General features: G+C 66.1%; 26 protein-coding genes. 14 read left to right on the forward strand and 12 right to left on the reverse strand.

Translation table 11 applies throughout. The features are described 5' to 3' along the window. Positions 1–79: 79 nt before the first annotated feature. Positions 80–1,114, reverse strand: coding sequence for a putative 2-aminoethylphosphonate ABC transporter substrate-binding protein (locus LIN44_RS26815; protein WP_227315263.1), 1,035 nt, complete (start codon positions 1,112–1,114; stop codon positions 80–82). A gap of 264 nt (positions 1,115–1,378) precedes the next feature. On the opposite strand from LIN44_RS26815, the gene LIN44_RS26820 reads away from it, so the two are divergent. The 3 genes from LIN44_RS26820 (at position 1,379) to phnY (ending at position 4,936) form a co-directional block, all read left to right on the forward strand. Next, a complete protein-coding gene (locus LIN44_RS26820) occupies positions 1,379–2,107 on the forward strand; it encodes a phosphonate utilization associated transcriptional regulator (RefSeq protein WP_227315264.1) in 729 nt (242 codons plus the stop codon). A gap of 79 nt (positions 2,108–2,186) precedes the next feature. After that, a complete protein-coding gene (gene phnA, locus LIN44_RS26825; RefSeq protein ID WP_227315265.1) occupies positions 2,187–3,449 on the forward strand; it encodes a phosphonoacetate hydrolase in 1,263 nt (420 codons plus the stop codon). A gap of 23 nt (positions 3,450–3,472) precedes the next feature. Then, entirely contained in the window at positions 3,473–4,936 is a 1,464-nt protein-coding gene (phnY, locus tag LIN44_RS26830) for a phosphonoacetaldehyde dehydrogenase (protein WP_227315266.1), read from the forward strand. Between the two features lie 410 nt (positions 4,937–5,346). On the opposite strand, the gene LIN44_RS26835 is transcribed toward phnY, so the two are convergent. Beyond that, entirely contained in the window at positions 5,347–6,369 is a 1,023-nt protein-coding gene (locus LIN44_RS26835) for an IS110 family transposase (RefSeq protein WP_227312327.1), read from the reverse strand. A gap of 265 nt (positions 6,370–6,634) precedes the next feature. On the opposite strand from LIN44_RS26835, the gene LIN44_RS26840 reads away from it, so the two are divergent. From LIN44_RS26840 to LIN44_RS26850, 3 genes are all read left to right on the forward strand, one after another. Continuing rightward, on the forward strand, positions 6,635–7,390 hold the full coding sequence (locus tag LIN44_RS26840) for a DeoR/GlpR family DNA-binding transcription regulator (protein WP_227315267.1): 756 nt from the start codon (positions 6,635–6,637) through the stop codon (positions 7,388–7,390). Positions 7,391–7,683: 293 nt separating this feature from the next. After that, positions 7,684–9,027, forward strand: coding sequence for an NADP-specific glutamate dehydrogenase (gdhA, locus tag LIN44_RS26845; protein ID WP_227315268.1), 1,344 nt, complete (start codon positions 7,684–7,686; stop codon positions 9,025–9,027). Between the two features lie 91 nt (positions 9,028–9,118). Next, positions 9,119–9,424 carry a DUF1272 domain-containing protein gene (locus LIN44_RS26850; RefSeq protein WP_227315269.1) on the forward strand — a complete coding sequence of 102 codons (306 nt, stop codon included), beginning with the start codon at positions 9,119–9,121 and terminating at the stop codon, positions 9,422–9,424. On the opposite strand, the gene LIN44_RS26855 is transcribed toward LIN44_RS26850, so the two are convergent. After that, positions 9,421–9,855 carry a phasin family protein gene (locus LIN44_RS26855; RefSeq protein ID WP_227315270.1) on the reverse strand — a complete coding sequence of 145 codons (435 nt, stop codon included), beginning with the start codon at positions 9,853–9,855 and terminating at the stop codon, positions 9,421–9,423. The two genes, LIN44_RS26850 and LIN44_RS26855, sit on opposite strands and share 4 nt — an antisense overlap. Before the next feature lie 281 nt (positions 9,856–10,136). Between LIN44_RS26855 and LIN44_RS26860 the strand changes: the two genes are divergently transcribed. Together LIN44_RS26860 and LIN44_RS26865 are read left to right on the forward strand one after the other, a co-directional pair. Further along, a complete protein-coding gene (locus tag LIN44_RS26860) occupies positions 10,137–11,678 on the forward strand; it encodes a methyl-accepting chemotaxis protein (protein WP_227315271.1) in 1,542 nt (513 codons plus the stop codon). A gap of 382 nt (positions 11,679–12,060) precedes the next feature. After that, positions 12,061–14,298 (forward strand): NADP-dependent isocitrate dehydrogenase, encoded by a 2,238-nt coding sequence (locus LIN44_RS26865; RefSeq protein WP_227315272.1) that lies wholly within the window; start codon positions 12,061–12,063, stop codon positions 14,296–14,298. Positions 14,299–14,383: 85 nt separating this feature from the next. Here the strand turns inward: LIN44_RS26865 and LIN44_RS26870 are convergent, their stop codons facing one another. Further along, the gene (locus tag LIN44_RS26870) at positions 14,384–14,611 is read right to left on the reverse strand and encodes a hypothetical protein (RefSeq protein ID WP_227315273.1); all 228 of its coding nucleotides are present in this window, start codon (positions 14,609–14,611) and stop codon (positions 14,384–14,386) included. Between the two features lie 282 nt (positions 14,612–14,893). On the opposite strand from LIN44_RS26870, the gene LIN44_RS26875 reads away from it, so the two are divergent. After that, positions 14,894–15,097, forward strand: a complete 204-nt coding sequence (locus LIN44_RS26875; protein ID WP_012356438.1) for a cold-shock protein — start codon at positions 14,894–14,896, stop codon at positions 15,095–15,097. A gap of 97 nt (positions 15,098–15,194) precedes the next feature. Here the strand turns inward: LIN44_RS26875 and LIN44_RS26880 are convergent. Continuing rightward, positions 15,195–16,564, reverse strand: a protein-coding gene (locus tag LIN44_RS26880; protein ID WP_227314337.1) for an IS3 family transposase whose coding sequence is annotated in 2 segments (ribosomal slippage) — positions 15,195–16,081 and positions 16,081–16,564 — 1,371 coding nt in all. Because the reading frame shifts where the segments join, the coding sequence is not laid out codon by codon here. 165 nt (positions 16,565–16,729) lie between these two features. Between LIN44_RS26880 and LIN44_RS26885 the strand changes: the two genes are divergently transcribed. The 3 genes from LIN44_RS26885 to LIN44_RS26895 all read left to right on the forward strand — a co-directional run bounded on the left by LIN44_RS26885 (position 16,730) and on the right by LIN44_RS26895 (position 17,899). Beyond that, a complete protein-coding gene (locus LIN44_RS26885; protein WP_227315274.1) occupies positions 16,730–17,029 on the forward strand; it encodes a hypothetical protein in 300 nt (99 codons plus the stop codon). 66 nt (positions 17,030–17,095) lie between these two features. Beyond that, positions 17,096–17,422: a hypothetical protein gene (locus tag LIN44_RS26890; protein ID WP_227315275.1), complete on the forward strand. Its 327-nt coding sequence runs from the start codon at positions 17,096–17,098 to the stop codon at positions 17,420–17,422. A 102-nt stretch (positions 17,423–17,524) separates the two neighbouring features. Next, positions 17,525–17,899 (forward strand): hypothetical protein, encoded by a 375-nt coding sequence (locus tag LIN44_RS26895; protein WP_227315276.1) that lies wholly within the window; start codon positions 17,525–17,527, stop codon positions 17,897–17,899. Between the two features lie 76 nt (positions 17,900–17,975). On the opposite strand, the gene LIN44_RS26900 is transcribed toward LIN44_RS26895, so the two are convergent. The 4 genes from LIN44_RS26900 to LIN44_RS26915 all read right to left on the reverse strand — a co-directional run bounded on the left by LIN44_RS26900 (position 17,976) and on the right by LIN44_RS26915 (position 20,279). Then, positions 17,976–18,230, reverse strand: coding sequence for a translation initiation factor 1 (locus LIN44_RS26900; RefSeq protein ID WP_227315277.1), 255 nt, complete (start codon positions 18,228–18,230; stop codon positions 17,976–17,978). An 84-nt stretch (positions 18,231–18,314) separates the two neighbouring features. Next, positions 18,315–18,536: a translation initiation factor IF-1 gene (infA, locus tag LIN44_RS26905; protein WP_008646230.1), complete on the reverse strand. Its 222-nt coding sequence runs from the start codon at positions 18,534–18,536 to the stop codon at positions 18,315–18,317. A gap of 133 nt (positions 18,537–18,669) precedes the next feature. Then, positions 18,670–18,903: an isochorismatase gene (locus LIN44_RS26910; RefSeq protein ID WP_370641704.1), complete on the reverse strand. Its 234-nt coding sequence runs from the start codon at positions 18,901–18,903 to the stop codon at positions 18,670–18,672. 467 nt (positions 18,904–19,370) lie between these two features. Then, the gene (locus LIN44_RS26915) at positions 19,371–20,279 is read right to left on the reverse strand and encodes a LysR family transcriptional regulator (RefSeq protein ID WP_227315278.1); all 909 of its coding nucleotides are present in this window, start codon (positions 20,277–20,279) and stop codon (positions 19,371–19,373) included. A 148-nt stretch (positions 20,280–20,427) separates the two neighbouring features. On the opposite strand from LIN44_RS26915, the gene LIN44_RS26920 reads away from it, so the two are divergent. Together LIN44_RS26920 and ycaC are read left to right on the forward strand one after the other, a co-directional pair. Beyond that, the gene (locus LIN44_RS26920) at positions 20,428–21,105 is read left to right on the forward strand and encodes a hydrolase (protein ID WP_227315279.1); all 678 of its coding nucleotides are present in this window, start codon (positions 20,428–20,430) and stop codon (positions 21,103–21,105) included. An 86-nt stretch (positions 21,106–21,191) separates the two neighbouring features. Beyond that, positions 21,192–21,818, forward strand: coding sequence for an isochorismate family cysteine hydrolase YcaC (gene ycaC / locus LIN44_RS26925; RefSeq protein ID WP_227315280.1), 627 nt, complete (start codon positions 21,192–21,194; stop codon positions 21,816–21,818). A 177-nt stretch (positions 21,819–21,995) separates the two neighbouring features. Here the strand turns inward: ycaC and LIN44_RS26930 are convergent, their stop codons facing one another. From LIN44_RS26930 to LIN44_RS26940, 3 genes are all read right to left on the reverse strand, one after another. Next, positions 21,996–23,351, reverse strand: coding sequence for an MFS transporter (locus LIN44_RS26930; protein ID WP_227315281.1), 1,356 nt, complete (start codon positions 23,349–23,351; stop codon positions 21,996–21,998). 49 nt (positions 23,352–23,400) lie between these two features. After that, on the reverse strand, positions 23,401–25,005 hold the full coding sequence (locus tag LIN44_RS26935; RefSeq protein WP_227315282.1) for a benzoate-CoA ligase family protein: 1,605 nt from the start codon (positions 25,003–25,005) through the stop codon (positions 23,401–23,403). Between the two features lie 83 nt (positions 25,006–25,088). Then, positions 25,089–26,633 carry a 3,4-dehydroadipyl-CoA semialdehyde dehydrogenase gene (locus LIN44_RS26940; RefSeq protein ID WP_227315283.1) on the reverse strand — a complete coding sequence of 515 codons (1,545 nt, stop codon included), beginning with the start codon at positions 26,631–26,633 and terminating at the stop codon, positions 25,089–25,091. Positions 26,634–26,935 lie beyond the last annotated feature (302 nt).

Consider the following 26,935-nt stretch of genomic DNA (forward strand, 5'->3'; position numbering starts at 1 on the left):
GGGGCCTGGGTTCTGTTGGGGGAGCCCGGCGCCTGCCCGCGCAGCGGGCCGGCGCCGGTACAGGACGGCGCTCAGGCGCTCAGGGCTGCTTTTCCGACTTGCTGGCGTAGCGCTTCTGCCATTCGGCCAGCACGCGCTCGCGGTTCTTGGCGATATAGCCGAAATCGTTCTTGACCAGCATCTGCTCGTAGTTGGCCGGGATGGTTTCCACCTTCCGCGCCACGCCGGGGTAAGCCACGATGGCCCAGTCCTTGGCGAACAGCTGGTTGGCCTCCTTGCTGGCGAGCCAGTCCAGGTAGCGTTGCGCCGCCTCCATCTTCTTGGTTCCCTTGACGATGCCGGCGGCCTCGATGTCGTAGCCCAGGCCCTCCTTGGGGAAGATCATCTCGATCGGCGCGCCCGCGGCCAGCGTCTTGTGCGCGCGCAGCTCGAACGAGATGCCGATCGGGAATTCGCCCGAGCCCGCCTGCTTGCAGGGCTTGGAGCCGGAGTGCGTGTATTGGGCGATGTTCTCGTGCAGCGCGTCCATGTACTTCCAGCCTTCCTGCTCGCCGTAGAGCTGCAGCCAGGCGGTCACGTCAAGGAAGCCGGTGCCGGACGAAGCCGGGTTGGGCATCACGATGGTGCCCTTGTAGACCGGCTTGGCCAGGTCCTTCCAGGTTTCGGGGCGCGGCAGGTTGCGCTTCTTGGCCTCGATGGTGTTGAAGCAGATGGTGGCGCCCCACACGTCCAGGCCCAGCCATGACGGCGGCGTGGCCTTGTCGCTGTAGTCGCGCGTCAGCTTTTCGAAGCCCTTGGGGGTGTACGGCACGAGCATCCCCTCCTGCTTGAGCAGTTCCAGGCTCGACGCTGCCAGCCCGGCGATCACGTCGGCCTGCGGGTTGGCCTTCTCGGCCAGCGCCTTGGCGGTGATGACGCCGGTGGAATCGCGCACGTATTTCAGTTCGATATCGGGCGCCACCTTGGCAAAGCCCTCGGCATAGGGCTTGAGGGTCTCGGTCTCCCACGCCGTATAGACGGTGAGCGTGGTTTTCTGGGCCAGCGCGGTGCCGGAGGCGGCTAGCGCAAGCAGGGCGGCGGCGGTGCGCAGGGTGGTGGTGAAGGACGGTTGCATGGGGACTCCTTCCGGCATTGTAGGTGGAGAAATGTGTCAATGTGGTGAATATGTTGCAATGCCGTGGGGCGTGCTGCACAACATTGAATCACCGTAAAACCCTTGTACTACAACACTTGCAAGACATATGCCCAACTTCCGGCGCGTTGCGTGTCACCCGTTGACCTGCGTCGATGTCTTGATTGTTGACAATATACAAACCGCTTGCTTTAATGGCAATAAGGATTTTCGATACTGCTGAATCCGTCACAAACGGGAGTGTTCATGTCACGCCAAGCGCCGCTGGCGAGCGAAATCACCATCCTGCAGAGCCAGTCGCTGACCACCCTGGTGCAGCGCGAACTGGAGTTGCGGATCATGTCCGGCGAGCTGGCGCCGGGCGCCAAGCTCAACGAGATCGAAGTCGCCGGGCAGCTCAATGTGTCGCGCGGCCCGGTGCGCGAGGCGTTCCGCGCGCTGGAGCAGGCCGGCCTGCTGCGCACCGAGAAGAACCGCGGTGTGTTCGTGCGTGCCATCTCGGTGGAGGAAGCCGATGAGATCTATGAACTGCGCGCCGTGCTGGACGAGTTCATCGGCCGGCAACTGGCCGCCCGCATCACGCCCGCGGACTTGCGCGAGCTGCGCGCACTGGTGGAGGCGCTTGATGCGGCCAGCCAGGCGCGCGATGTCGATGAATACACGCGGCTGAACCTGTCGTTCCACGACCGCATGGTCGAGCTGGCCGGCAATCGCAAGCTGCTGGAGACCTACCGTCGCCTGGTCAAGGAGCTGACGCTGTTCCGGCGCGAAGCGCTGTCGCGCAGCCAGGCCGCCATGCCCGATTCCACCCGCGAGCACCGCGCTATCGTCTCGGCGATTGCCGCGCGCGACGGCGAACTGGCCGCGCGCCTGATGCGCGAGCACGTCGAGCGCGGCCGCGCGCGCATGCATGCCGCGGTGGCCGCGTCGGCCCCTGACACCAGCACCAGCACCGGCACCGATGGCGCCGCCTGAACCTGACCGAAGCCATCGCTGCTACCGCCGCTACTGCCGCTACTGCCTTACCGACCGCGATCCCGCACAGGAACCGACCATGCCCGATACCAATGCCCGCACCATTACCGTCAACCATCGCACCTATCGCTGGATGCAGCAGCCCGTCGTGGTGGTCTGCGTCGACGGCTGCGAGTTCGATTACCTGGAAGCCGCCGCCGCCAGCGGCCGCGCGCCGTACCTGAAGCGGCTGCTGGAGGCCGGTTCCGCCTTCCGCGGCGCCTGCGTGGTGCCCACCTTCACCAACCCCAACAACCTTTCCATCGTCTGCGGCGCGCCGCCGGCGGTGCACGGCATCTGCGGCAACTACTTCTTCGACCGCAGCGCCAACGGCGGGCGTGGCGAGGAAGTGATGATGAACGACCCCAAGTACCTGCGCGCCGGCACCATCCTGGCCGCCTTTGCCGACGCCGGCGCCAGCGTCGCCGTGGTCACCGCCAAGGACAAGCTGCGCCGGCTGCTGGGCCATGGCATGCGGGGCATCTGCTTCTCGTCGGAGAAGGCCGACCAGGCCACGCTGGCGGAGAACGGCATCGACGGCGTGCTCGAGCTGGTGGGCATGCCGGTGCCCGACGTGTACAGCGCCGAACTGTCCGAATTCGTTTTTGCCGCCGGCGTGCGCCTGATGGAAACGCGCCGCCCGGACCTGATGTACCTGTCCACCACCGACTATATCCAGCACAAGTTCGCCCCCGGCTCGGACGGCGCCAACGCTTTCTACGCGATGATGGACAAGTACCTGGCGCGGCTGGACGAACTCGGCTGCGTGGTGGCCCTGACCGCCGACCACGGCATGAACGCCAAGCATGACGAGGCGACCAAGGCGCCCAACGTGATCTACCTGCAGGACCACCTGGACGCGTGGCTGGGGCGTGGCGTGGACGCAGGCGGCGCGCGCGTGATCCTGCCGATCACCGATCCGTACGTGGTCCACCACGGCGCGCTGGGCTCCTACGCCACCATCTACCTGCCCGACGATGCCGACGCCGCCGCGATCCAGGCGCGCCTGTCCGACCTGCAAGGCGTCGAGAGCGTGCTGACCAATGCCGAGGCCTGCGCGCGCTTCGAGCTGCCGCCCGACCGCGTCGGCGACCTCGTGGTCACCAGCGACAAGCACGTGGTGCTGGGCACCAGCCGCAGCCGCCATGACCTGTCCGGCCTGGACGCGCCGCTGCGCTCGCACGGCGGCGTGTCGGAGCAGACCGTGCCGCTGGTGTTCAACCGCGCCACCGCCGGCATTCCCGGCAAGGCCGTGCTGCGCAATTTCGACATCTTCGATGTCGCGCTGAACCACCTGCACTGAACGCATCTACCCGGAGGAGACCCATGAACGCCCCCCAATTTCCCGCTCGCGCCGTCAGCCCCCATTTCCGCGCCGAGGCCCTGCGCATCGACGGCCAGAAGATCGTGCGCGAGCGCGTCATCGAAGTGCGCAATCCGTTCGACGGGTCGCTGGTGGGCACCGTCCCGAAGGCCACGCTCGACGACGTGCGCCGCGCCTTCGAAGTCGGCCAGGCCTACCGCGCCACGCTGACGCGTTACGAGCGCGCCGCCATCCTGAACCGCGCCGCGGCGCTGCTGCGCGAGCGCACCGAGGAAGCGTCGGACCTGATCACGCTCGAGTCCGGCCTGTCCAAGAAGGATTCGCTGTACGAGATCGGCCGCGTCGCCGACGTGCTGGGCTTTGCCGCTACCGAGGCGCTGCGCGACGACGGCCAGCTGTTCTCGTGCGACCTGACGCCGCACGGCAAGAAGCGCCGCGTGATGACGCAGCGCGAGCCGCTGATGGGCGTGATCAGCGCGATCACGCCGTTCAACCACCCGATGAACCAGGTCGCGCACAAGGTGGCGCCGTCGATCGCCACCAACAACCGCATGGTGCTCAAGCCGTCGGAGAAGGTGCCGCTGTCGGCGTTCTACCTGGCCGACCTGCTGTATGAAGCCGGCCTGCCGCCGCAGATGTTCCAGGTGGTCACCGGCGACCCGCGCGAAATCGCCGACGAGCTGATCACGCATCCCGCGGTGGACCTGGTCACCTTTACCGGCGGCGTGGCGATCGGCAAGTACATCGCCAGCAAGGCCGGCTACAAGCGCGTGGTGCTGGAGCTGGGCGGCAACGACCCGCTGATCGTGCTCGACGACGCCGACCTCGACCGCGCCTCCGACCTGGCGGTGCAGGGCTCGTACAAGAACTCCGGCCAGCGCTGCACCGCGGTCAAGCGCATGCTGGTGCACCAGGCCGTGGCGGCGCGCTTTACCGAACTGGTGGTGGAGAAGACCCGCGCCTGGAAGTACGGCGATCCGATGGACCGCGGCGTCGACATGGGCACCGTCATCGACGAGCAGGCCGCGCAGCTGTTCGAGGCCCGCGTCAACGAGGCGGTGGCGCAGGGCGCGCGGCTGCTGGTCGGCAACCAGCGCGACGGCGCCAGCTATGCGCCCACCGTGATCGACCGCGTCGACCCGTCAATGACGGTGGTGCGCGAGGAAACCTTCGGTCCGGTTTCGCCCATCATCACCTTCCGCGATGTCGACGATGCCATCCGCATTTCCAACGGCACCGCGTTCGGGCTGTCGTCGGGGGTGTGCACCAACAATATCGAGGCGTTCACCAAGATCGCGAATTCGCTGCATGTGGGCACGGTCAACCTGTGGGAAGTGCCAGGCTACCGGATCGAGCTGACGCCGTTCGGCGGCATCAAGGATTCGGGGCTGGGGTACAAGGAGGGGGTGCAGGAGGCGGCGAAGAGTTTTACCAATTTGAAGACGATTACGTTGCCGTGGGGGTGAGTTGAGGCGGAAATCCGCTGCGGGTTTGCTCCGCTCTCCCGCGCGCGGGAGAGGGGCCGGGGGTGAGGGCGGGCGCTGGCGATAGCGCGGGCCTTCACTTCGTTGACGCTCCCGCCCTCACCCCAACCCTTATATGAACACCGCCCCGGTTGCAAGGTTTTGGAACCAGCTTGACGTCGCAGGATGGGGCTGCTGCCTTATATCCGGCCTGGAGCGAGTACTTGTTCTCGCGGGCCACAATGGAAGCTGCTGAGAACCGTCCTCAATCTCTCGCCACGGGCTTGTAAGCCGCTTGGGTTGGGGCAGGTTTGGGTTCCCACGGTCCTACCTGTTTCGTCATTGCTGTTTCTTGCCTGTGCAGCCGTGAAGGTTAATCAAGCGCTGGTTAAGGGAAGGTGATGCCCCCCGGCTCAGGCCGGGCGCAAGCTCACATGTCCGGGATCGTATTGGCGCCCATGGGCCATTAATGCCCAGGCTGTCCGGGCGATCTTGTTGGCCAGCGCCACGACCACCACGTTCTTGGGGCGCCGCTGCAGCATGGACAGTGCCCAGGCCGGCGGATGTTTGGTGCGCGTGAGCATCGTGCGTCCGGCGTTGACCAACTGTCGTCGCACGTAAGCGTCGCCGCGCTTGCTGATGTGACCGAGCCGTACGTTGCCGCCCGTGCCGGTCTGCGCGGGAACCAGTCCCAGGCTTGCAGCGAAGGCTCTGCCTGAGCGGAAGGCCTGGGCACAGCCCATGGTCGCGACCAAGGCGGTGGCGGTAATGGGGCCGACGCCGGGAATCTTCTCCACGATCTGCGCGGCCGGATCAGACCTCAGCCATTCCTGGAGGTCACGCTCAACCAGTTGGATCTGTTCGTCGAGTTCGCGCAGCGCACAGACCTGCCGCTCCAGCGCGCGCATCAACAAGGGCGGTACGACCTGAGCGACCTCAGCCCAGCGCTGGCGCAGCTCGGCCCGGAAGGCCAGCCGCCCCGTGCGGAAGTGCAGGCCATATTCGCCCAGCAGCCCGCGCATCTGGTTGCTCTGCCGGGTGCGCGTCTTGACCAGCCCGTCCCGTATACGATGCAACGAGAGCACAGCCTGCTGCGCTTCGGTCTTGACCGACACGACCGGCATGTCGGGTTGCCGGGCTGCAGTCCAGATGGCTCGGGCGTCCGCCGCGTCGTTCTTGTTCGTACGCACGAAGGCGCGTACGTAACCCGGGTTGAGCAACACCACTTCGTGGCCAAGGCTCTGGATCTTGCGCGCCCACCAGTGGGCACCGCCACAGGCCTCCAGTGCGATCTGCCCAGGCTGGCAATTGGACAGGAATTCGATGAGCGCGGTGCGGCTGAATCGCCGGTTCTGGGGCTTCCCCGTAATGGGGTCTATCCAGTACATCTGGAACACTGTCTTTGCAATGTCCAGCCCATATGTCATAGCATTCATTTGGGCTCTCCTCGACCTTGAGTGTTGGATCGAACTTTCACTCTGGCACATCGATGCCGTCGGTCAAGCGAGAGCCCCTTTGTTTTCTAGGCCGCGGCCTGGCTTGGCGGTAGATGGGCGGTGTTCATTCCATCTCTCCCGCAAGCGGGAGAGGGAGTACACAGCCGGTCATGGGAAAGGCTATGGCAGTCGGGCGCACGCTCGCTGGGGGCGACCCCGCTGCGCTAGAATCAGCCCCCAAGTCCCCGATCCTCCCGGAGTCCCCGTGCTCGCCGAACAACGGCAGAAATACATCCTCGACCAGCTCGCCGCGACCGGCGCGCTGGCCATCAGCGCGCTGGTGAGCGAGCTCGACGTGTCGCGCGAGACCATCCGGCGCGACCTCAACGCGCTGGCCACGCGCGGGTTGCTGGTGCTGACCCACGGCGGCGCGCTGGCGCCGGACCGCACCGAGCCCGATACCCAGACCCGCGCGCAGGTCAATGCCGAGGGCAAGCGCGCCATCGGCGTGCGCGCGGCCGAGCTGGTGCGCGACGGCGCCTCGCTGATCCTGGACTACGGCACCACCACGCATGCGGTGGCGCAGGCGCTGCACGGGCACCACAACCTGCTGGTCTACACCAACGACCTGGCCATCGCCCAGCTGCTGGGCCGGCGCAACGGCAACCGCGTGATCGTGCTGGGCGGCGAGCTGCAGGACAACGAAGACGCCACGCACGGCTGGGACACCATCGAGCAGCTGTCGCGCTACCACACCGACTTCGCCTTTATCGGCATCGGCGGCATCACCCCGCGCGGCGAGATCTGCGATTTCTCGCGCGCCGCGGCGGAGCTGCGCAGCCGCATGCTGCTGGCCGCCGACGTGGCCTGCGTGGTCGCCGACCACACCAAGTTCGGCCGCAACACCGGCGTCACCATCAAGCATGCCGAACTGGCGGCCTGGGTGATTACCGACATGGCGCCGGAGCCTGAGCTCGGCGCCGCCCTGAAGGAGCGGGGCAACAAGCTGCTGATCGCCTGACGGCCCCGCCTCAGGCCCGGGCGGGCGGCCGCCATGTCCGCTGATCGCACGCAAATCCACCCGGCCGCGCACCAAAATGCGGCTTTGACGCCGCTGTCACAGGTGTTTTGACTGTCGTGTGCCCCATGGCGGTGCTAAAGTGCTGGGTTGTCGGACCGGCATGGCTAGCCGTGCCCGTCCGATAACCGGAGGCGACCCACCTTCCATCGGCGCAACGCCAGACGGCACCGCAGACCGGCATCCAGCCGGCAAGGCTGCCGCATCCTGCCACTCCAGCACAGCAAGAGACATCCGTGAATTCTCCTTCCCTTGAAGCATTTCTGGCGGGGGTTGCCCGCCGCGACCCCAATCAACCCGAATTCCTCCAGGCCGTGAAGGAAGTCATGATGACGCTGTGGCCGTTCGTCGAGCGCAACCCGCGCTACGCCGACCAGGCCCTGCTCGAGCGGCTGGTCGAGCCCGAGCGCGTGATCCAGTTCCGCGTGGCATGGACCGACGACCAGAACCGGGTCCAGGTCAACCGCGCCTTCCGCGTGCAGCACAGCTCCGCCATCGGCCCGTACAAGGGCGGCATGCGCTTCCACCCGACCGTGAACCTGTCGGTGCTGAAGTTCCTGGGGTTCGAGCAGACCTTCAAGAACGCGCTGACCACGCTGCCCATGGGCGGCGGCAAGGGCGGCTCGGACTTCGATCCCAAGGGCAAGTCCGACGCTGAAGTGATGCGCTTCTGCCAGGCGCTGGTGACCGAGCTGTACCGCCACCTGGGCCCGGATACCGACATCCCGGCCGGCGACATCGGCGTGGGCGCGCGCGAAGTCGGCTTTATGGCGGGCATGATGAAGAAGCTGTCGAACCAGTCGGCCTGCGTGTTTACCGGCAAGGGCCTGGCCTACGGCGGCAGCCTGATGCGCCCGGAAGCGACCGGCTACGGCACCGTCTACTTCGCGCAGGAAATGCTGCACCGTCGCGGGCGCGGCTTCGACGGCCTGCGCGTGCTGATCTCCGGCTCGGGCAACGTGGCGCAGTACGCGGCCGAGAAGGCGATCGAGCTGGGCGCCAAGGTGCTGACGCTGTCCGACTCCGGCGGCGTGCTGCACTACCCGCAAGGCATGACCACCGAGCAGCTGGCCGAAGTCATGGCCTTCAAGAACGAAGAGCGCGGCCGCCTGTCCGACTTTGCCGCCCGCCACGGCATGACCTTCGAAGCCGGCCGCACGCCCTGGCACGTGCCGGCCGACGTGGCGCTGCCGTGCGCCACGCAGAACGAACTCGACGGCAACGACGCCGAGACCCTGCTGGGCAACGGCGTGATCTGCGTGGCCGAAGGCGCCAACATGCCGTCGACGCTGGAGGCGGTGGACCGCTTTGTCGATGCCAAAATCCTGTACGCGCCCGGCAAGGCCAGCAACGCCGGCGGCGTGGCCACCTCGGGCCTGGAGATGTCGCAGAACGCGATGCGCCTGTCCTGGCACCACGCCGAGGTCGACGAGAAGCTGCACGCGATCATGAAGGACATCCACCAGAACTGCATCCACCACGGCCAGAAGGCGGATGGCTACATCAACTACGTCGAAGGCGCGAATATCGCCGGCTTCGTCAAGGTGGCCGACGCCATGCTGGCGCAAGGCGTGATCTGACCTGAAGCAGCGGCCGGCGCCATGCCGGCCGCGCGGAATCCGGCTACGATGGCGGTCCCGAACCGCTCATCCAGAAAAGGAGCCACGCGACATGCTGGAACTCAGACCGGGCTGCGAACACTGCAACAAGCCCCTGCCACCGGATTCCACCGAAGCGCGCATCTGCTCGTACGAATGCACCTTCTGCGCGGGTTGTGTCGACCTGCTCGGCAATGTCTGCCCGAACTGCGGGGGCGGCTTCGCGCCGCGGCCGGTGCGGCCGGCGCGGGACTGGAAGAACGGCAACTACCTGGGCAATGACCCGGCCAGTACCAAGGTCAAGCACCGGCCGGTGGACCTGGCCGCGCATGCTCGCCTGGTCGAAGCGGTGGGCCAGGTCCCGCCAGCGCAGCGCTAGCCGCGGGGTTTCTGTTTCGGCTGGAATAATTCGCCAGCCTCCTGCACGTTCTGTTCGGCGCGCTTGCTGATTACCGCAAGCGCCTCGGCTTGCGCCTTTTGCGCGGTCTCGGCCAGCGCGCGCATATTTTCCAGCGCCTGGTGCAATTGTTGTTGCACGAACTCAGTCTGCCTGGCCATGGCTTCGGCCGGGTTGCCCGCCGTGCCGTACTGCTGCGCGGCCGCCTGCAGCTGCTGCATGGTCTGGGCGAAGATCTCCTGCTGCTTCTTCATGACGGCCTGCATGCCTTCATAGGCCAGACGGTTGGCCTCGGTCAGGGCCTCGATGTCCTTGCGGCGCGCTTCGATCACCGCGCTCATGTCCACGCCCGGCAGGCGGAACTGTTCCATCATCCTGGTGAAATCGGCAAAGGGATTGGGAGGCGTGGCCATGCTGGATCTCCTTGGGGGAAGGACTGGCAGGTCGGCCGGCGGCGGGGATGGCTGGCCCTTTGGCCGGGATCCTGTCCACTATAGCCGGTATCCGCACACTTCTGGCCGTCAATCGAGGAAGACCCTAAAGTTACCGTCGCCCCTGCCGTTGGCATCCATAGCCCGCCTGTGCGTCGGCCCGACCCGGCCCGCCCGCGGACGATGAGAGCGAAGAGCGTTGCGCCGAGCCGTTTCGTGCGTGGCAGCACTTCGCCGTGACCAATGCTAATCAGGGTGAAGAAATGAAGAATCTAGGTATCGGGGTTCGCCTCGGCATCGGTTTTGGGGTGGTATTGCTGCTTGCGGCGCTGATGACGGGTTTGGGCATGCTGCGGCTGCAGCAAGTGGCCGAACGCACGCACGCCATGATGCAGCAGCCCCTGACCAAGGAGCGGCTGGTCAGCGACTGGTACCGCCTGATGCACACCAGCGTGCGCCGCACCACCGCGGTGGCGCGCAGTGCGGACCCGTCGCTGGGCCAGTTCTTTGCCGCCGAAACCAAGGCATCGATCGAAGGCATTGCGCAGCTGCGCGACAAGCTGCAGCCGATGCTGAACTCCGAGCAGGAAAAGGCCGCGTTCCAGAAGATCCTGAGCGTGCGCGACCCGTACAACAACGGCCGCGACAAGATCACCAAGCTCAAGCAGGAAGGCCTGACCGAGGAAGCCAACCAGGTGCTGGAGAAAGAGTTCGTGCCCGCCGGCGACGCCTACCTGGCCGAGATCCAGAAGCTGCTCGACATCCAGCGCGCCAGCATCGATGCCACCGCGCGCGAGATCAACGCCATCTACGTCAACGCGCGCAACAGCCTGATCGCGCTGGGCGTGGTAGTGCTGGGGATCGGCATCGCCTTCGCGTTCTGGCTTACCCGCGGCATCACGCGTCCGCTGCATCGCGCCGTGGCGGTGGCGCGCACGGTGGCATCGGGCGACCTCACCAGCCGCATCGATGTCGACAGCCGCGACGAGACCGGCCAGCTGCTGCAGGCGCTGGCGGACATGAACGCCAATATCCTGCGCATCGTGCGCCAGGTGCGCGCCGGCACCGAATCGATCGTGTCAGGCACCAGCCAGATCGCGGCCGGCAACACCGACCTGTCGCAGCGCACCGAGGAACAGGCCTCGTCGCTGCAGCAGACCGCGGCGAGCATGGAAGAGCTGACCAGCATCGTGCGCCAGAACGCCGACAACGCGCGCCAGGCCAGCACGCTCGCCGTCAACGCCTCGGATATCGCCGCCAAGGGCGGCGCAGTCGCGGGCCAGGTGGCCGAGACCATGGAAGAGATCAACGGCGCGTCGAAGAAGGTGGTCGACATCATCGCCGTGATCGAGGGCATTGCGTTCCAGACCAATATCCTGGCGCTCAATGCCGCGGTGGAAGCGGCGCGCGCCGGCGAGCAGGGCCGGGGCTTCGCGGTGGTGGCGGGCGAAGTGCGCACGCTGGCGCAGCGCAGCGCGACCGCGGCCAAGGAGATCAAGGCACTGATCGGCGATTCGGTGGACCGCGTCGAAAAGGGCTCCATGCTGGTGACGCAGTCGGGCCAGACCATGGAAGAGATCGTCGCCGCGGTCAAGCGCGTGACCGACATCATGGGCGAGATCAGCGCCGCGTCGGCCGAGCAGAGCTCGGGCATCGAGCAGGTGAACCAGGCGGTGACGCAGATGGATACGGTGACGCAGCAGAACGCGGCGCTGGTGGAACAGGCCGCGGCGGCGGCGGGTTCGCTGGAGGAGCAGGCGCAGCGGCTGAAGGAGGCGGTGGCGACGTTCAGGCTGGCGGCCTGACGGCAAGCCGCCGGCATTCTCCCCTCTCCCCCTGGGAGAGGGGCGGGGGAGAGGGCAGCGTTTCCACGAAGTCATGCGCTGTCATGCTTGCCCCGTGGCCTGATGCCATCGTCGGTCGAGTGGACGAAGGTCGACATTGTCAGTGCCAGGTGTTGACACCAAACCGGCCCCCGGCAGCACCGTTCAGGTGCAACGGCCGCCATCCGGCGCCACCAGCCGGCCGCCAACGCGATTTTCTGCCCGATTGCCGCCCCGGATGCGGTGGTTTTCAGATTCCTGAAAGCAAACTGAGGCAAAATTCTACTTTTCGCCTAGTTTGTTGCCCTGACCGTGACCCGGCAGGCAGAAGTCCCACCCACCGATAGAGGATCTGAGAGAAGCAATGAGTACCCAGCAACCCACCATCATCTACACGCTGACCGACGAAGCCCCGCTGCTGGCGACCAGTGCGTTCCTCCCGATCATCCAGACCTTCACCAAGCCGGCCGGCATCAACGTGACCACCAGCGATATCTCGGTGGCCGGCCGTATCCTGGGCGAGTTCCCCGAATTCCTGACCGAAGCGCAGCGCGTGCCGGACAACCTGGCCGAGCTGGGCAAGCTGACGCAGCTGCCGGACACCAACATCATCAAGCTGCCGAACATCTCGGCGTCGGTGCACCAGCTGGTCAGCGCCATCCGCGAACTGCAGGGCAAGGGCTACAAGGTGCCCGACTATCCGGAAGACCCCAAGACCGACGAAGAAAAGGCGATCCAGAAGCGCTATTCCAAGTGCCTGGGCTCGGCCGTGAACCCGGTCCTGCGCGAAGGCAACTCCGACCGCCGCGCCCCCGCCGCGGTCAAGAACTACGCGCGCAAGCACCCGCACAGCATGGGCGAGTGGAGCATGGCCTCGCGCACGCACGTGGCGCACATGAAGCACGGCGACTTCTATCACGGCGAAAAGTCGATGACGCTGGACCGCGCGCGCGACGTCAAGATGGAGCTGATCACCAAGAGCGGCAAGACCATCGTGCTCAAGCCCAAGGTGTCGCTGCAGGACGGCGAGATCATCGACAGCATGTTCATGAGCAAGAAGGCCCTGTGCGCCTTCTATGAAGAGCAGTTCGAAGACGCGCGCAAGACCGGCGTGATGCTGTCGCTGCACGTCAAGGCGACCATGATGAAGGTGTCGCACCCGATCGTGTTCGGCCACGCCGTCAAGATCTTCTACAAGGAAGCCTTCGCCAAGCACGGCGCGCTGTTCGACGAACTGGGCGTCAACGTCAACAACGGCCTGGTCAACCTGTACGAGAAGATCGAGTCGCTGCCCAGCTCCAAGCGCGAAGAGATCATCCGCGACCTGCACGCCTGCCACGAGCATCGCCCGGAACTGGCGATGGTGGATTCGGCCAAGGGCATCTCCAACCTGCACGCGCCCAACGACGTGATCGTCGATGCGTCGATGCCGGCCATGATCCGCATCGGCGGCAAGATGTGGGGCGCCGACGGCCGGCCCAAGGACACCAAGGCGGTGATCCCGGAAAGCACCTTCGCCCGGATCTACCAGGAGATCATCAACTTCTGCAAGACCAACGGCAATTTCGACCCGACCACCATGGGCACCGTGCCCAACGTCGGCCTGATGGCGCAGAAGGCCGAGGAATACGGCTCGCACGACAAGACCTTCGAGATCGCCGAAGACGGCGTCGCCAACATCGTCGACCTGGCCACCGGTGAGGTGCTGCTGACGCAGAACGTCGAGCAGGGCGACATCTGGCGCATGTGCCAGGTCAAGGACGCGCCGATCCGCGACTGGGTCAAGCTGGCCGTCACGCGCGCGCGCAACTCGGGCATGCCGGCGGTGTTCTGGCTGGACCCGTACCGTCCGCACGAGGCCGAGCTGATCAAGAAGGTAGAAACCTACCTGAAGGACCACGACACCACCGGCCTCGACATCCAGATCATGTCGCAGGTGCGCGCCATGCGCTACACGCTGGAGCGCGTGATCCGCGGCCTCGACACCATCTCGGTGACCGGCAACATCCTGCGCGACTACCTGACCGACCTGTTCCCGATCATGGAACTGGGCACCAGCGCCAAGATGCTGTCGATCGTGCCGCTGATGGCCGGTGGCGGCATGTATGAAACCGGTGCCGGCGGCTCGGCGCCGAAGCACGTCAAGCAGCTGGTCGAGGAAAACCACCTGCGCTGGGATTCGCTGGGCGAGTTCTTGGCGCTGGCGGTGTCGCTGGAAGATGTCGGCATCAAGACCGGCAATGCGCGTGCCAAGATCCTGGCCAAGACGCTGGATGCCGCCACCGGCAAGCTGCTCGACAACAACAAGAGCCCGTCGCCCAAGACCGGCGAGCTGGACAACCGCGGCAGCCAGTTCTACCTGGCGATGTACTGGGCCCAGGAGCTGGCCGCGCAGTCGGACGACGCCGAACTGGCCGCCAAGTTCGCGCCGCTGGCCAAGACGCTGACCGACAACGAGCAGAAGATCGTGGGCGAACTCGCCGCGGTGCAGGGCCAGCCGGTGGACATCGGCGGCTACTACCAGCCGGACGCCGCCAAGCTCAGCGCCGCGATGCGCCCGAGCCAGACGCTGAACGCCGCGCTGGCCTCGGTCGCAGCCTGATCGCGGTTGGCCCATCCTGTGGGCCGGCTGTGAGCAAGAACCCCGGACTTCGGTCCGGGGCTTTTTTATTACGCCGCGGGCGCTGCTATTGCGGCGGCGTTGGCGTGAGTTGATCCCAGCCCTGTTCCGGGCCGCTCTTCTGGTCCCGGTAAGTCCACAGGGCACCGCAATCCTGGCAGACGAAGCTGCTGATGGTGACGGCGGCCGAGCGCGGCGGCTTGATGCGTCGGGTGTCGGTGATGCGCAGCGCGGCATGCCCGGGGGCGCCGCGCACATGGCGTTCGATGGCCTGGCAGGCAGTGCAGAGTGTCATCCGTGGTGTTCCGTTCGATGGGCCACTGTAGCACGCATGCCGCGTGCGGGACGGCAAGACCCTCACCCCGCACTTTGCCCGCGATTCCGGAGGGATTCGGCGAAGTTCGTTGACACGGTGGGGGGTGACCTGTATAAGGGTGGATGCAGGATCAATCAAGCAGCAATCTCGAAGTCCAGGTGCTTGCCCACACGGCGCCACTTTTTCTCCAAGTTACTTCCTTGATCGTCATGCCTCGCCGACGCTTTTGTCGGGCGAGAAACAATTATTGAGGAATCCAACATGGAAACCGGTACCGTCAAGTGGTTCAACGATTCGAAGGGTTTTGGCTTCATTACGCCTGATGCAGGCGGCAATGACCTGTTCGCGCACTTCTCCGAAATTCAAGGCAGCGGCTTCAAGTCGCTGGCAGAAGGCCAGAAGGTGCGTTACGTCGCCGGCGTCGGCCAGAAGGGCCCGGCCGCGACCAAGATCGAGCCGATCTGAATTGCACCGCACCCATTAAGCTGAGCGCCACGGCGCCAGTTCGATGAGAAAAAGCTCCGCCACGTGAACTGACCCCAAAAAGTTGGACAGTGATTGGCTAGGCTTGAGAGGGCTGAGTCCTGTACTTCACGGGACTCAGCCCTTTTAGTTTGAGTTTGATGCGGTCGTGATTGTAGTAGTGAATGTATTGGGCCAGGCCTTGCTGTAGTTTCTCGACGCTGGCGAATTTGTTCAGGTAGAAGAATTCGGACTTCAGGGTGCCGAAGAAGCTTTCCATGGCGGCGTTGTCCAGACAATTGCCCTTGCGCGACATGCTGGGACGGACGCTGCGCTTTTTGAGCATTCGCTGATAGGCCGGCATCTGATACTGCCAGCCCTGATCGGAATGCAGTACGGGTCGATCCTTCGGGCCGAGGCGGCGGAACGCCTTCTTCAGCATATTCCTCACCATCTCAAAGGCGGGCCTGCGGGCAGTCTCGTAGGCGATGATCTCGCCGTTGTACAGGTCCAGCACCGGGGAAAGGTAGAGCTTCTCGCCGGCCACGTTGAACTCGGTCACGTCGGTTACCCACTTCCGATTCGCGCGTTTGGCGTGGAATCGCCGTTGCAGAACGTTGGGCGCGACACGACCCACCATGCCCTTGTAGGATCGGTATTTCTTCGGCCGGACCAACGACTTCAATCCCATCTCGTGCATGAGCCGCTGAACCGTCTTGTGGTTGACGACCGTACCGGTTTGCCGGATCGCCGCTGTGATGCGGCGGTAGCCATAACGACCCATGTGTCGGGCGAAGAGTTCGCGAATGCGCGTTTTCAGCTCCGCATACTTGTCCTGCGCCTGGAGCACTGCCTGCTGGTAGTAGAAGGTGCTGCGCGCCAGCCCCGCCACCCTCAGCAAACCGGACAATGGGTACTGCTGCCTCAGCTCAAGCACTATTTGCGCCTTTTGGGTTGCGCAGATGTCTTGCTCGCTTGAACCAAGGCTTCGAGCTTTTTTAGGTACGCGTTCTCCATGCGCAGGTAGTTCAACTCTTCAAGGAGTTCCTCGCGTGTGCGCGTACGGTCGTCTGAAGACCGCGATGGCTTTGTCTTGGGAGTCCGTTGTGGCATCTTGCTGGGCCGCCGCCCCTTAGGCCGAGGCGTCAGAGCTTCTAAACCCCCAGCATCATACTGGCGTTCCCACACACCAATGGCGCCGATATTGCGAATGTCGTACAGTGCCGCCACTTCCCGATGCGACAAGCCTTGGCGGCGCATCCGCTCAAGCACCGAGAGCTTGAACTCGGCGCTGTAGGTCTTGTACCTGCGCCTCAGGCTGGCTTCACCGTGCAGCCGATAGGCTGCCACCCAGCGTCGCACCGTCCCGTCGTCTATTCCATGGCGCTTGGCAAGCGCACCAGCTCCTACCTGCCCGCGCAGATATTCCTTGATGACCGACAGTCTGAACTGCTCGGTGTACCTATACATGAAAACACCCCAAAAGTTGGTGTCCAACTTTTGGGGTGCAGTTCACACGGCGGAGCTTTTTTATTCTGGCCGGCAGGATGACTGCCGATGGCGAAATAAAGCCACTGCGCGGCCGTCAACAGGCGTAGAGTGGGGGCACAAGACCACCATCCCGCGGAGACTGCCATGGATATCTATCCAGCTGCGACTTACAAGGGGTATGACCTTTACCCCCTGGTGTACAAGCACGCCATCACGCGCGTGTGGCCGGAACCGCGACCGGACCGCTCGTTCGATGCGGCGGTGGTGATCTGCCTCGAAGGCGAGTCGCCGGATGGCGCGCAGGCGCGCACGTTCCGCCTGGAAGCCACGCCGTGGGACAACGTCGGCGGCGCACGCCGTGGTGCGTTGCGCTATGCCGAGGCCATCATCAACGGCGCGGTGCCAGGGCTTTCGCTATCATCGTCCGGCTTGCCGGCATCCTGAGCAGCCCAGGCGCCGGTCCTGGATGCCTTACCCCATCAACGCGGCACGATGCCGCATGGAGCCGTCGTGAGCGACAGCAGCCCCAGCCGCAGTCCCGGCAACAATGTTCCCGGCAGCACGCCCTTTGCCAGCTACAAGGGTTTTGACCTGTACCCGCTGGTTTACCGCCACCGGCCTCAGCAGGCCTGGCCGCGCACCAGGCCCGACACCAGTTTCCTGGCTTCCATCGTGATTTGTCGCGAGGGCTATCGCCCGGGCGAAGACCATGCGCGCGTGTTTCCCGTGGGCCAGTCGCGCTGGGAGAACATCGGCTCGGCGCGCCGCGGCGCGCTGCAGTTCGGCGAGGACATCATCAACGGGCTGGTTGCCGGCGAATCGGTGGCGTCGCTCTAGGCGTCGCTGCAGGCGCCGGTGTTTGCAGTGTGCCGGCCAGGCCGGCGCGTTGCGCAACCGGAGGCGCGCGGCCCAATCCGTCAGACTGCAAGGAGTCCGTTCATGGACATGCGTACGGGATCATCCGGTTTTCTGTGCACGTTGCCCGGCGAGGGCAAAGGCATCACCTATCACGTCGCCGTCTGCTTTATCGATGCCGAGCATCCTACCGGCGTGCTGTTCACCAGTTTCGTGGGTATAGGGCGGCGTTCGTTCGGCGTGCTGACCGACCCCGCCGCATTGCAGGGCGAGCTTGCCACGAGCGGCGAGGCGCTGTGCCGCCTGGCCATCGGCCAGGTGGTGCGCGACCAGCTGCATGACAAGGCGCGCGAGGGCGATTATGTGCTGGACCTAGGCGCGGCCCCATGGGGCGGCGAGCTACGCACGGTTGGCGCCGGACTCAGGACGGTCCGGCCGCATGTGCGCGTGCTTGGCTGAGGTGCCGGCACGCCGGCGTGAATAGCGGTAAAGCTGGCGCAGGCGCGCAGTTGCGCCGGGCCTTGCGCAACAGCAATCAGATCTGGAACACCGGGTCGCCGTGGCGCTCCAGCAGCGCTTCGATCAGCGCCATGTCGGTGATCTCCGGAGTGCGGTCTTCCACCGCGCGCGACGGCCCGCAATAGGTTGCCGTCACGTGGCGCCTGACGGTCAGCACGCCCGCTGCCGGCGGCGCGACTTCCACGGGCTGCCACGGCGCGTGCCGGTAGCTGCCCGCTTGCCAGCCTTCCGGCGTCAGGTGCAGGGCTTCCCATTCTTCGATGACGGACATGATCGGTTCTCCTTGATTGAGGGATTAGGGGTTGGGGGATGGCACGCGCGCCGCGGCGCATGCCATGGCGCAGGACGCGTCCGGCTACGACTTGTGCCGGTAGTTGATGCGTCCCTTGGTCAGGTCGTAGGGCGACATCTCCAGCGTGACGCGATCGCCCGCGAGCACCCGGATGCGGTTTTTCTTCAGCCGCCCGGACGAATACGCCCAGACTTCGAAACCGTTTTCCAGGATCACGCGAAAGCGGTTGTCGGGCAGCACTTCCGATACCTTGCCGCCAAATTCGACCAGTTCTTCTTTTGCCAAGGAGGCTCCTTGCTGTAGCCGCGCGGCTTGCGCGCGTGCTGTGGTGGCGGCCAGCCGATGACGGCGGACCGGGGGGATGAGGCTGGCCGCGGCTCACTGCGGCTCACTGCGGCTCACTGCGGATTACCGCGGCTTACTGCTGGCGCAGCCGGGCTGCGGCATGTTCGCCGGCGCGGCGGGCCGCCTGCCTGGCGCGCGCTTCGGAGCGGTGGGTGTCGTGGCGCATGGCCACGTTGGCGACGATGCGTTCGGCGCCGTTGCGGTATTCCGCAATCATGTAGGTCGCGAACCAGAGGCCGGGTTCCTGCTGGATCGGGTAGACGGAAACGGTATAGGGGCTGTGCTGGATAGGGTTGACTCGATTCAATGTGTTGCCTGTTCATGGGCGCGGCCGTGGGCGACGCGGGGCATCGGCATGCCGATGCGGCGCGGGGCGCGTTGGTGGCCGTCAGCCGTTGCGATGTGCCAGGGTCTGGCCCGCGCGACAGCACGGGCGTTGCATCTGGCGTGAAGTAGACCATGCCTGCGCAAGCCGATACGCCGGCGTGCCGGGTGCACGGGTACGGGCGATCGTTGCGGAGCGGACCAGCCGCCGGTCGGAAAAGGGTGATGGGCCGTCCGGCCCGAAGACGCGCCGGGGATCGATGGATCGGTCCGGGTTTGCGCCTGGTATGCCGCTGCTGAAGTGCTTCCAGTGGACAGAGGACTGCGGCAGATGCGCAGCAGTCGGGCGTTGCCGGTCTGATCTGCACATGGGATCCCGGATGATACCACTTCCGGGCCAAGCCTGCCGGCGTGACCGGTGCTGCCCGTGGCGCGGGTGCGCCGCGGCGCTCAGGACTCCTCAATCTGCGCGAAGCGGCGCGACAGGAACTCGATCAGTTCGCGCACCGACGGCAGCAGCCCGCGCCGTGACGGAAACACGGCGTGAATCACGCCGCCCTTGACCGACCATTCCGGCAGCACCTTGACCAGACGGCCATCGCGCAGCTCCTCGGTCATCATCATCACCGGCAGCTGCACGATGCCGGCACCGGCCACCGCCGCGGTGCGCAGCATGATCATGTCGTCGGTGACCAGCCGCGGCTTGTGGTGCAGATCGGCGCTGGCGCCGCCGGGCCCGTACAGCGACCACGTGTGCGACGGCCGGGGCGGGCCCAGGTCCAGCGTCGGCAGGGCGTTCAGGTCCGCCGGTGCCAGCAGGGGGCCGTGCTCCGCAAGCAGCGCCGGACTGGCGACGAAGCTCCAGGCGCGCTGGGCCAGCACCCGCATCACCAGGTCGCTGTCTTCCAGCGGCGGCACGCGCACGCGCACGGCCAGGTCGATGCCCTCGGCGACCACGTCGACGCGCCGGTTGGTGGCTTCCAGGTGCACGATGACCTTGGGATTGGCCGCCATGAAATCGGCCACCATCTCGCCCACGCGCGCATGCAGCAGGGCCACCGGGCAGGTCATGCGCACCAGGCCGCTGGGTTCGGCGCGGCTTTGCTCGATCGCGCTCTCGGCGGCCTCGGCCTCGACCAGCATGGCCTTGCAGTGGGCGTAATAGGTCTGCCCCAGCTCCGTCACCGAAAAACGCCGCGTCGAGCGCTGGATCAGGCGCACCCCCAGGCGCTCCTCCAGCAGCGCCACGCGCCGGCTGAGCTTGGACTTGGGGATGCCCAGAACGCGGCCGGCCGGGGCAAAGCCCTGGTGGTCGACCACCTGCGCGAAGTAGTACAGGTCATTGAGGTCCGTATGCAAAGGCGGCTCCTGTCGTCCTGCCAATAGGACGCTGAAGGCAGATTTTCCGGTCTACCGGGCGGATTTGCCAAGTCCTATGCTTTCGCAACACGGTCGGTTCCGGATGGTCCGGTCCGCCGGTTTTGCCAACTGCAAAGGAGAATGCCAAATGACCACACCCGCCAATTTCAACGGCAAGCGTCCGGCCATCGATCCCGCCGATACGGCAATGCTGCTGATCGACCACCAGAGTGGCCTGTTCCAGACCGTGGGCGACATGCCGATGCCCGAACTGCGCCTGCGCGCTGCCGCGCTGGCGAAGATGGCGACGCTGTCCAAGCTCCCGGTCATCACCACCGCATCGGTGCCGCAAGGCCCCAACGGCCCGCTGATCCCCGAGATCCACGAGAACGCCCCGCATGCCAAATACGTCGCCCGCAAAGGCGAGATCAACGCCTGGGACAATCCCGACTTTGTCGCCGCCGTGCGCGAGACCGGCAAGAAGACCCTGATCATCGCCGGCACCATCACCAGCGTGTGCATGGCGTTCCCGTCGATCAGCGCGGTCGCCGACGGCTACAAGGTGTTTGCGGTGGTCGACGCTTCGGGCACCTATTCCAAGATGGCGCAGGAAATCACGCTGGCGCGCATCGTCCAGGCCGGCGTGGTGCCGATGGACACCGCCGCCGTGGCCTCGGAGCTGCAGCAGACCTGGAACCGCGCGGACGCGCAGCAATGGGCCGAGATCTACACCAAGATCTTCCCGGCCTACCAGTTGCTGATCGAGAGCTACATGAAGGCGCAGGAGGTCGAGAAGAACCACGAGCAGCTGGACTCCCAGCGCTAACGTCCTAACCTATAGGCACTGCATTTCAACACGGGCGTGGCCGGGGACCCTTGGCCACGCCCGCAATTTCTCCACAGGAGCGCGTCATGAGTAAGCCCTACAAGCGTCTGGACAAGACCCAGGCTGCCGTGCTGATGGTCGACCACCAGGCCGGCCTGCTGTCGCTGGTGCGGGACATCGAACCCGACAAGTTCAAGAACAACGTGCTTGCGCTGGCCGATCTGGCCAAGTATTTCAAGCTGCCGACGGTGCTGACTACCAGCTTCGAAGATGGCCCGAACGGACCGCTGGTGCCCGAGCTCAAGGCCATGTTCCCGGATGCGCCGTTCATTCCGCGCCCTGGCCAGATCAACGCCTGGGACAACGAGGACTTCGTCGCCGCCGTGCGCGCCACCGGCAAGAAGCAACTGCTGATCGCCGGCGTGGTCACCGAGGTGTGCGTGGCGTTCCCGGCGCTGTCGGCGATCGAAGAAGGCTTTGACGTGTTCGTCGTGACCGATGCCTCGGGCACGTTCAACGAAATCACGCGCAACGCGGCCTGGCAACGGATGTCGGACGCTGGCGCGCAATTGATGACGTGGTTCGGCGTGGCAGCCGAACTGCACCGTGACTGGCGCAACGATATCGAAGGCCTGGGCACGCTGTTCTCGAACCATATTCCGGATTATCGGAATCTGATTACGGCTTATACGACGGTGAAGGGCAGCAAGTAAGCAGTGCAGGCGGGTACGCTGCCTGTTTGCTCCCCTCTCCCGCTCGCGGGAGAGGGGCAGGGGGTGAGGGCAGGCACTGGCAGGCCGACACGTTCACTTCGTCGATACGCCCGCCCTCACCCCAACCCTCTCCCGCAAGCGGGAGAGGGAGCAACCAATTGGCACAAGCAATTTCCCTCAGGCCTCCCGCACAGCGCCGCGAACCGGCGCAGCAACCCCAGCCTGCGCCGACGCCGAGCGCCGGTGGTTGATCATCGACACCGCCCCCACCGCGATCACCGCCGGGATCGCCATCGCCATGAAGTTCTGCTGCAGCGGTAGCGACATTCCTACCAGCACGCCAATCACGATCGGCGCCAGGATGGCGCCGCTGCGCCCCACGCCGGAAGCCCAGCCGATGCCGGTGCCGCGCACCGCCATCGGGTAGAACTGGCCCGCGTAGGCATAGGTAACGATCTGCGTGCCGATGGTGGAAGCGCCCGCCAGGCCCACCACCACGAACAGCGCGGCGCTGGGCATCGGATAGCCCAGCAGCGTGATCGACACCGCCGCGAGCGCATACATGCCGATCAGCACGTGCTTGATCGGCAGGCGGTCGGCCAGCCAGCCGCCGCCGATGGCGCCGAGCATCGCGCCGAAGTTCAGCACCAGCACGAAGGTCAGCGCCGAGCCCAGGCTGTAGCCCGCGCCCGCCATCAGCTTGGCCAGCCACGAGCTGAGCGCATAGACCATGAACAGGCACATGAAGAATGCCACCCAGAACATCACCGTGCTGACGCCGCGGCCGTCCTGGAACAGGCGGCGGATGGGTGCGCTGCCGGCCTTGTCATCCGCGGGCAGCGTGAAGGTATCGCCGGCTTGCGGGCGATATGACGGCGCGAGCCGTGCCACCACCGCCTGCAGCGTCGCGGTCTGGCCGGTGCGGATCAGGTAGGGCATCGACTCCGGCAGCGCGCGCAGCACCAGCGGGATCAGCACCACCGGCAGGCCGGCGGCGAGGAATACCGACTGCCAGCCGTAGCTTTCGATCAGCCCCTTGCCCAGCAGCGCGGCCAGCATGCCGCCGACCGAATAGCCGCTGAACATCAGCGTCACCAGCGTGCCGCGCAGCTTGCGCGGCGAGTACTCGGTCATCTGCGCCACCACGTTCGGCATCACGCCACCGATGCCCAATCCTGCCAGGAAGCGCGTGACGCTGAAGCTGACCGGGTCGCTGGTCAGGCCCGCCGCCGCGGTGAACACGCTGAACAGCGCGATGCAGATGGCAATGGCGCGCCGGCGCCCGATGCGGTCGGCCACGGTGCCGAGGAAGATCGCGCCGAACATCATGCCGAACAGCGCCGAGCTGACCATGAAGCCCGCACTGGTGGCGGTCACGCCCATTTCTTTCATGATCGACGGCAGGGCGATTCCCGCCACCGCGAGGTCATAGCCGTCGAAGATGATGATCAGCGCGCACCAGAACAGGATGAGCGCATGGAAGCGGTTGAAGCGGGCCGTGTCGGCCAGCTGGTGGACATCGATCTGACGCATGCTTTGTCTCCGGGATGGTGGGGATGGCGGCGGCGGACGGCGTTGCCGTTCACGCCACCGCGGCGGCGCGCTCTGCGGCGGCCTGCAGTTCTCGTTCGCGCAGCACGAAGCGCTGGATCTTGCCGGTAGCGGTCTTGGGCAGCGCCTCGACGAAGGCGATCGCGCGCGGGTACTTGTAGGCGGCCAGGCGTTCCTTGACGAAGGCCTTCAGCTCGTCTTCGCGCAACTGCGCGCCCGCCTTCAGCACCACGAAGGCCTTGGTCTTGAGCAGCCCGTCGTGGTCGGGCACGCCGATCACCGCGGCCTCGAGCACCGCGGGGTGCTGCACCAGCGTGGCCTCGACCTCGAACGGCGACACGTAGATGCCGCTGACCTTGAGCATGTCGTCGCTGCGCCCCGCGTAGCGATAGCTGCCGTCGGGGTTGCGCACGTACTTGTCGCCGCTCTTGGTCCAGCCGCCGCGGAAAGTCTCGCGCGACTTCTCGCGGTTGGCCCAGTACATCATCGCGGCGCTGGGGCCCTGGATATACAGGTCGCCGATCTCGCCGTCGGGCACGGCACGCCCGTCTTCGTCGCGCAGCTCGATGGTGTAGCCCGGCACCGGCCAGCCGGTGGTGCCGTAGCGCACCTGCCCCGGACGATTCGACAGGAAGATATGCAGCATCTCGGTGGAGCCGATGCCGTCGATGATCTCGCAGCCGAAATGCGCGGTGAAACGCTCGCCGATCTCCGCCGGCAGCGCTTCGCCGGCCGACGAGCAGAGCCGCAGCGCCACCTCGGCGCGCGAAGGCAGCGCCGGCGACGCGAGCAGGCCGGCGTATCCGGTCGGCGCGCCGAAGAACACCGTCGGCTGGTGCTGCAGCCAGCGCCGGAACGTGGCATCGGGCGTGGGCCGCTCGGCCATCAGTACCACCGTGGCGCCGACGCTGAGCGGAAAGCTCAGACCATTGCCCAGCCCGTAAGCAAAATACAGCTTGGCCGCGGAGAAGCACACATCCTGCTCGTTCAGGCCCAGCACCGGCCCGGCATAGAGCGCCGCGGTCCAGTACGGGTTGCCGTGGCTGTGCACCACTCCCTTGGGCTGGCCGGTCGAGCCCGACGAGTAGAGCCAGAAGCCGGGATCGTCGCAGCCGGTGGCGGCGGGCGCCTGCAGCGGCGGCTGCGCGGCAAGCGCCGTCTCCAGCGTGGCCATGCCGTCGGGCAGCGCTGCCTGCGCGCGCGATACCAGCACCTGCCGCACCTCATGCCCGGGACGCGCCAGCGCGTCCTGCAACACCGGCACCAGCGCCGCCGACACCAGCACGGCCTGCGCGCGGCTGTGCCGCAGCATGTAGGCGTAGTCGTCGGCGGTCAGCAGCGTATTGACGGCAACCGGGACGATGCCGGCGTACATCGCGCCGAGGAAGCACACCGGCCAGTCGGTGCAGTCGTGCATCAGCAGCAGCACGCGCTCTTCGCGGCGGATGCCGGCAGCGAGCAGCGCCGCGGCCAGGCGCCGCACCTGCAGATCGAGCTCGCCATAGGTGAGCTGGCCGTCGTCGTCGAGATAGGCGACCTTGCCGGCGCGCCCGGCGTTGCAGTCGAGCAGGTGTGCGGCAAAGTTGAAGGATGGGCCGGGTGGCCGGACCGATGGCGCTGCGGGCGTGGCGTTCATGGGTTGTCTCCCCGTTGCTGGTGTACGGTGTGCCGCGCCGCCATGCGGATGTGGCGGCGCGGGAAAGCGGTGGACCGGATCCGTCAGGCGAGGGCGTCGAGCACCGCGGTGCTGGCCTGGAGCGCGCTGCGGCGGTGATAGAAATGCAGCGCGCGCAGGCCGCCCAGTTCTTCGCCGCCGCCGGCGCGGCCCGGGCCGCCGTGCAGCGATTGCGGCATGACGTTGCCATGGCCGGTATGCAGCTGCGCCACGTCGGGCGAAACCACATGCACGCGGCCATGGCTGTCTGCCAGCTCCAGCGCGGCGGCGCCGAGCGCGGCTGCATCGCTGCCATAGAGCGAGGCCACCAGCGACCCCTGGCCGCGGCGCACCAGCGCCAGCGCGTGCGCCGTGTCGCGATAGGGCAGCAGCGTGGCGACCGGGCCGAACACTTCGGTGTCGTGCACCGCGGCGGCCGCGTCGACATCGGTCACGCCCAGCAGCGTCGGGCCGAGGCAGCAGGCCACCGCCGGATCGGCATCGACCAGCGGCTGCCGCGCACCGTCATGCAGTACTTGGGCGTGACGGCGCAGCCCGGCCACGCCGGCTTGCACGGCGTCGAACTGCGTGCGGCTGACCAGCGAACCCATGCGTACGGTGTCGTTGCGCGGGTTGCCCACGGTCACCTTCGCCAGCCTTGCGCCGATGGCCTCGGCGGCGTGAGCGTACACGGCCTCGGGCACGAACACGCGGCGGATCGCGGTGCATTTCTGGCCGGACTTGACCGTCATCTCGCGCACCACTTCCTTCGCCAGCAGGTCAAAGGCGGCACTGCCGGGGCCGTCCTGCGGCAGCAGCACGGCGGCATTGACGCTGTCCGCTTCGATGTTCACGCGCACCGAGCGCTGCGCGATGGCCGGATGCGAGCGGATCACCGCCGCGGTGTCGGCCGAACCGGTGAACGAGACCACGTCAAACGACTGCAGCGCGTCGAGCAGGCCCGCGGCGCTGCCGCACACCACTGACAACGCGCCCGCCGGCAGGATCCCGGCCTCGACCACGTCGCGCACCATGCGCTGGGTCAGCCAGGCCGTCGCGGTAGCGGGTTTGACGATCACCGGCACGCCCGCCAGCAGCGCCGGCGCGGCCTTCTCCCACAGGCCCCAGGCCGGGAAGTTGAAGGCATTGATAAACAGCGCCACGCCGCGCGTGGGCACCAGCACGTGCTGCGACTGGAACAGCGGATCCTTGCCCAGCCGCGACGCTTCGCCGTCCGGCAGGTAATGCCGGTCGCCGAGCGCGTCGCCCAGCTTTGCGTAGGTGCCCAGCGTGAAGATGCCGCCGTCGATGTCGACCGCGGAGTCGTTGCGCACCGTGCCGCTGTTGGCGGTGGCGATGTCGTAATAGGCATCGCGATTGACCTGCAGCACCTTCACCACCTCGCCCAGCAGCGCGGCGCGTTGCCGGTAGCTCAGCGCGCGCAACGCGGCGCCGCGCTCGCGGGCGAACGCGAAGCCGGCAGCAAGGTCCAGGCCGGTGGCGTCGACGCGCACCAGTTCGTTGCCGAGCACCGGATCGAACAGCGCGGTGCCGGCACCGCTGCCGCGTTGCCAGGTGCCGCCAAGGTAGTTGGAAAGGAGTTCAGTCATGGGGGATCTCAGCGGGTGAAGTCGAGCGGGCGGCAGGCACCTTGTGCGCTGAGCCGGGCGATCTGGGTGCGGAATTCTGTGGGGGCATAGGAAAGGGGGGCTCCGTCTGATGCGGCAGTCACCTTGATCGGGTCATGCATTATTTTGCATGGATGAAAAATAGGGCTGCTGATAGACTGTGTCAAGCACTATATTGCATGAATCTGGGTTAACCCGGGACGCGGAACGGCAGCATGGCTAGCCTGGAGCGCCGCAGTGGCGAGCGTCGTACACGCCGGGAAAGCATTTCCGTGCCATCTCCG

This window comes from Cupriavidus sp. MP-37, assembly GCF_020618415.1.
Taxonomy (GTDB): domain Bacteria; phylum Pseudomonadota; class Gammaproteobacteria; order Burkholderiales; family Burkholderiaceae; genus Cupriavidus.

Excerpts from the sequence above, each read along its gene's own strand:
- LIN44_RS26815 (WP_227315263.1), bottom strand. The coding sequence starts at position 1,114 with ATGCAACCGTCCTTCACCACCACCCTGCGCACCGCCGCCGCCCTGCTT.
- LIN44_RS26820 (WP_227315264.1), top strand. The coding sequence starts at position 1,379 with ATGTCACGCCAAGCGCCGCTGGCGAGCGAAATCACCATCCTGCAGAGC.
- phnA (WP_227315265.1), top strand. The coding sequence starts at position 2,187 with ATGCCCGATACCAATGCCCGCACCATTACCGTCAACCATCGCACCTAT.
- phnY (WP_227315266.1), top strand. The coding sequence starts at position 3,473 with ATGAACGCCCCCCAATTTCCCGCTCGCGCCGTCAGCCCCCATTTCCGC.
- LIN44_RS26835 (WP_227312327.1), bottom strand. The coding sequence starts at position 6,369 with ATGAATGCTATGACATATGGGCTGGACATTGCAAAGACAGTGTTCCAG.
- LIN44_RS26850 (WP_227315269.1), top strand. The coding sequence starts at position 9,119 with ATGCTGGAACTCAGACCGGGCTGCGAACACTGCAACAAGCCCCTGCCA.
- LIN44_RS26855 (WP_227315270.1), bottom strand. The coding sequence starts at position 9,855 with ATGGCCACGCCTCCCAATCCCTTTGCCGATTTCACCAGGATGATGGAA.
- LIN44_RS26860 (WP_227315271.1), top strand. The coding sequence starts at position 10,137 with ATGAAGAATCTAGGTATCGGGGTTCGCCTCGGCATCGGTTTTGGGGTG.
- LIN44_RS26865 (WP_227315272.1), top strand. The coding sequence starts at position 12,061 with ATGAGTACCCAGCAACCCACCATCATCTACACGCTGACCGACGAAGCC.
- LIN44_RS26870 (WP_227315273.1), bottom strand. The coding sequence starts at position 14,611 with ATGACACTCTGCACTGCCTGCCAGGCCATCGAACGCCATGTGCGCGGC.
- LIN44_RS26875 (WP_012356438.1), top strand. The coding sequence starts at position 14,894 with ATGGAAACCGGTACCGTCAAGTGGTTCAACGATTCGAAGGGTTTTGGC.
- LIN44_RS26885 (WP_227315274.1), top strand. The coding sequence starts at position 16,730 with ATGGATATCTATCCAGCTGCGACTTACAAGGGGTATGACCTTTACCCC.
- LIN44_RS26895 (WP_227315276.1), top strand. The coding sequence starts at position 17,525 with ATGGACATGCGTACGGGATCATCCGGTTTTCTGTGCACGTTGCCCGGC.
- LIN44_RS26900 (WP_227315277.1), bottom strand. The coding sequence starts at position 18,230 with ATGTCCGTCATCGAAGAATGGGAAGCCCTGCACCTGACGCCGGAAGGC.
- LIN44_RS26920 (WP_227315279.1), top strand. The coding sequence starts at position 20,428 with ATGACCACACCCGCCAATTTCAACGGCAAGCGTCCGGCCATCGATCCC.
- ycaC (WP_227315280.1), top strand. The coding sequence starts at position 21,192 with ATGAGTAAGCCCTACAAGCGTCTGGACAAGACCCAGGCTGCCGTGCTG.
- LIN44_RS26930 (WP_227315281.1), bottom strand. The coding sequence starts at position 23,351 with ATGCGTCAGATCGATGTCCACCAGCTGGCCGACACGGCCCGCTTCAAC.
- LIN44_RS26935 (WP_227315282.1), bottom strand. The coding sequence starts at position 25,005 with ATGAACGCCACGCCCGCAGCGCCATCGGTCCGGCCACCCGGCCCATCC.
- LIN44_RS26940 (WP_227315283.1), bottom strand. The coding sequence starts at position 26,633 with ATGACTGAACTCCTTTCCAACTACCTTGGCGGCACCTGGCAACGCGGC.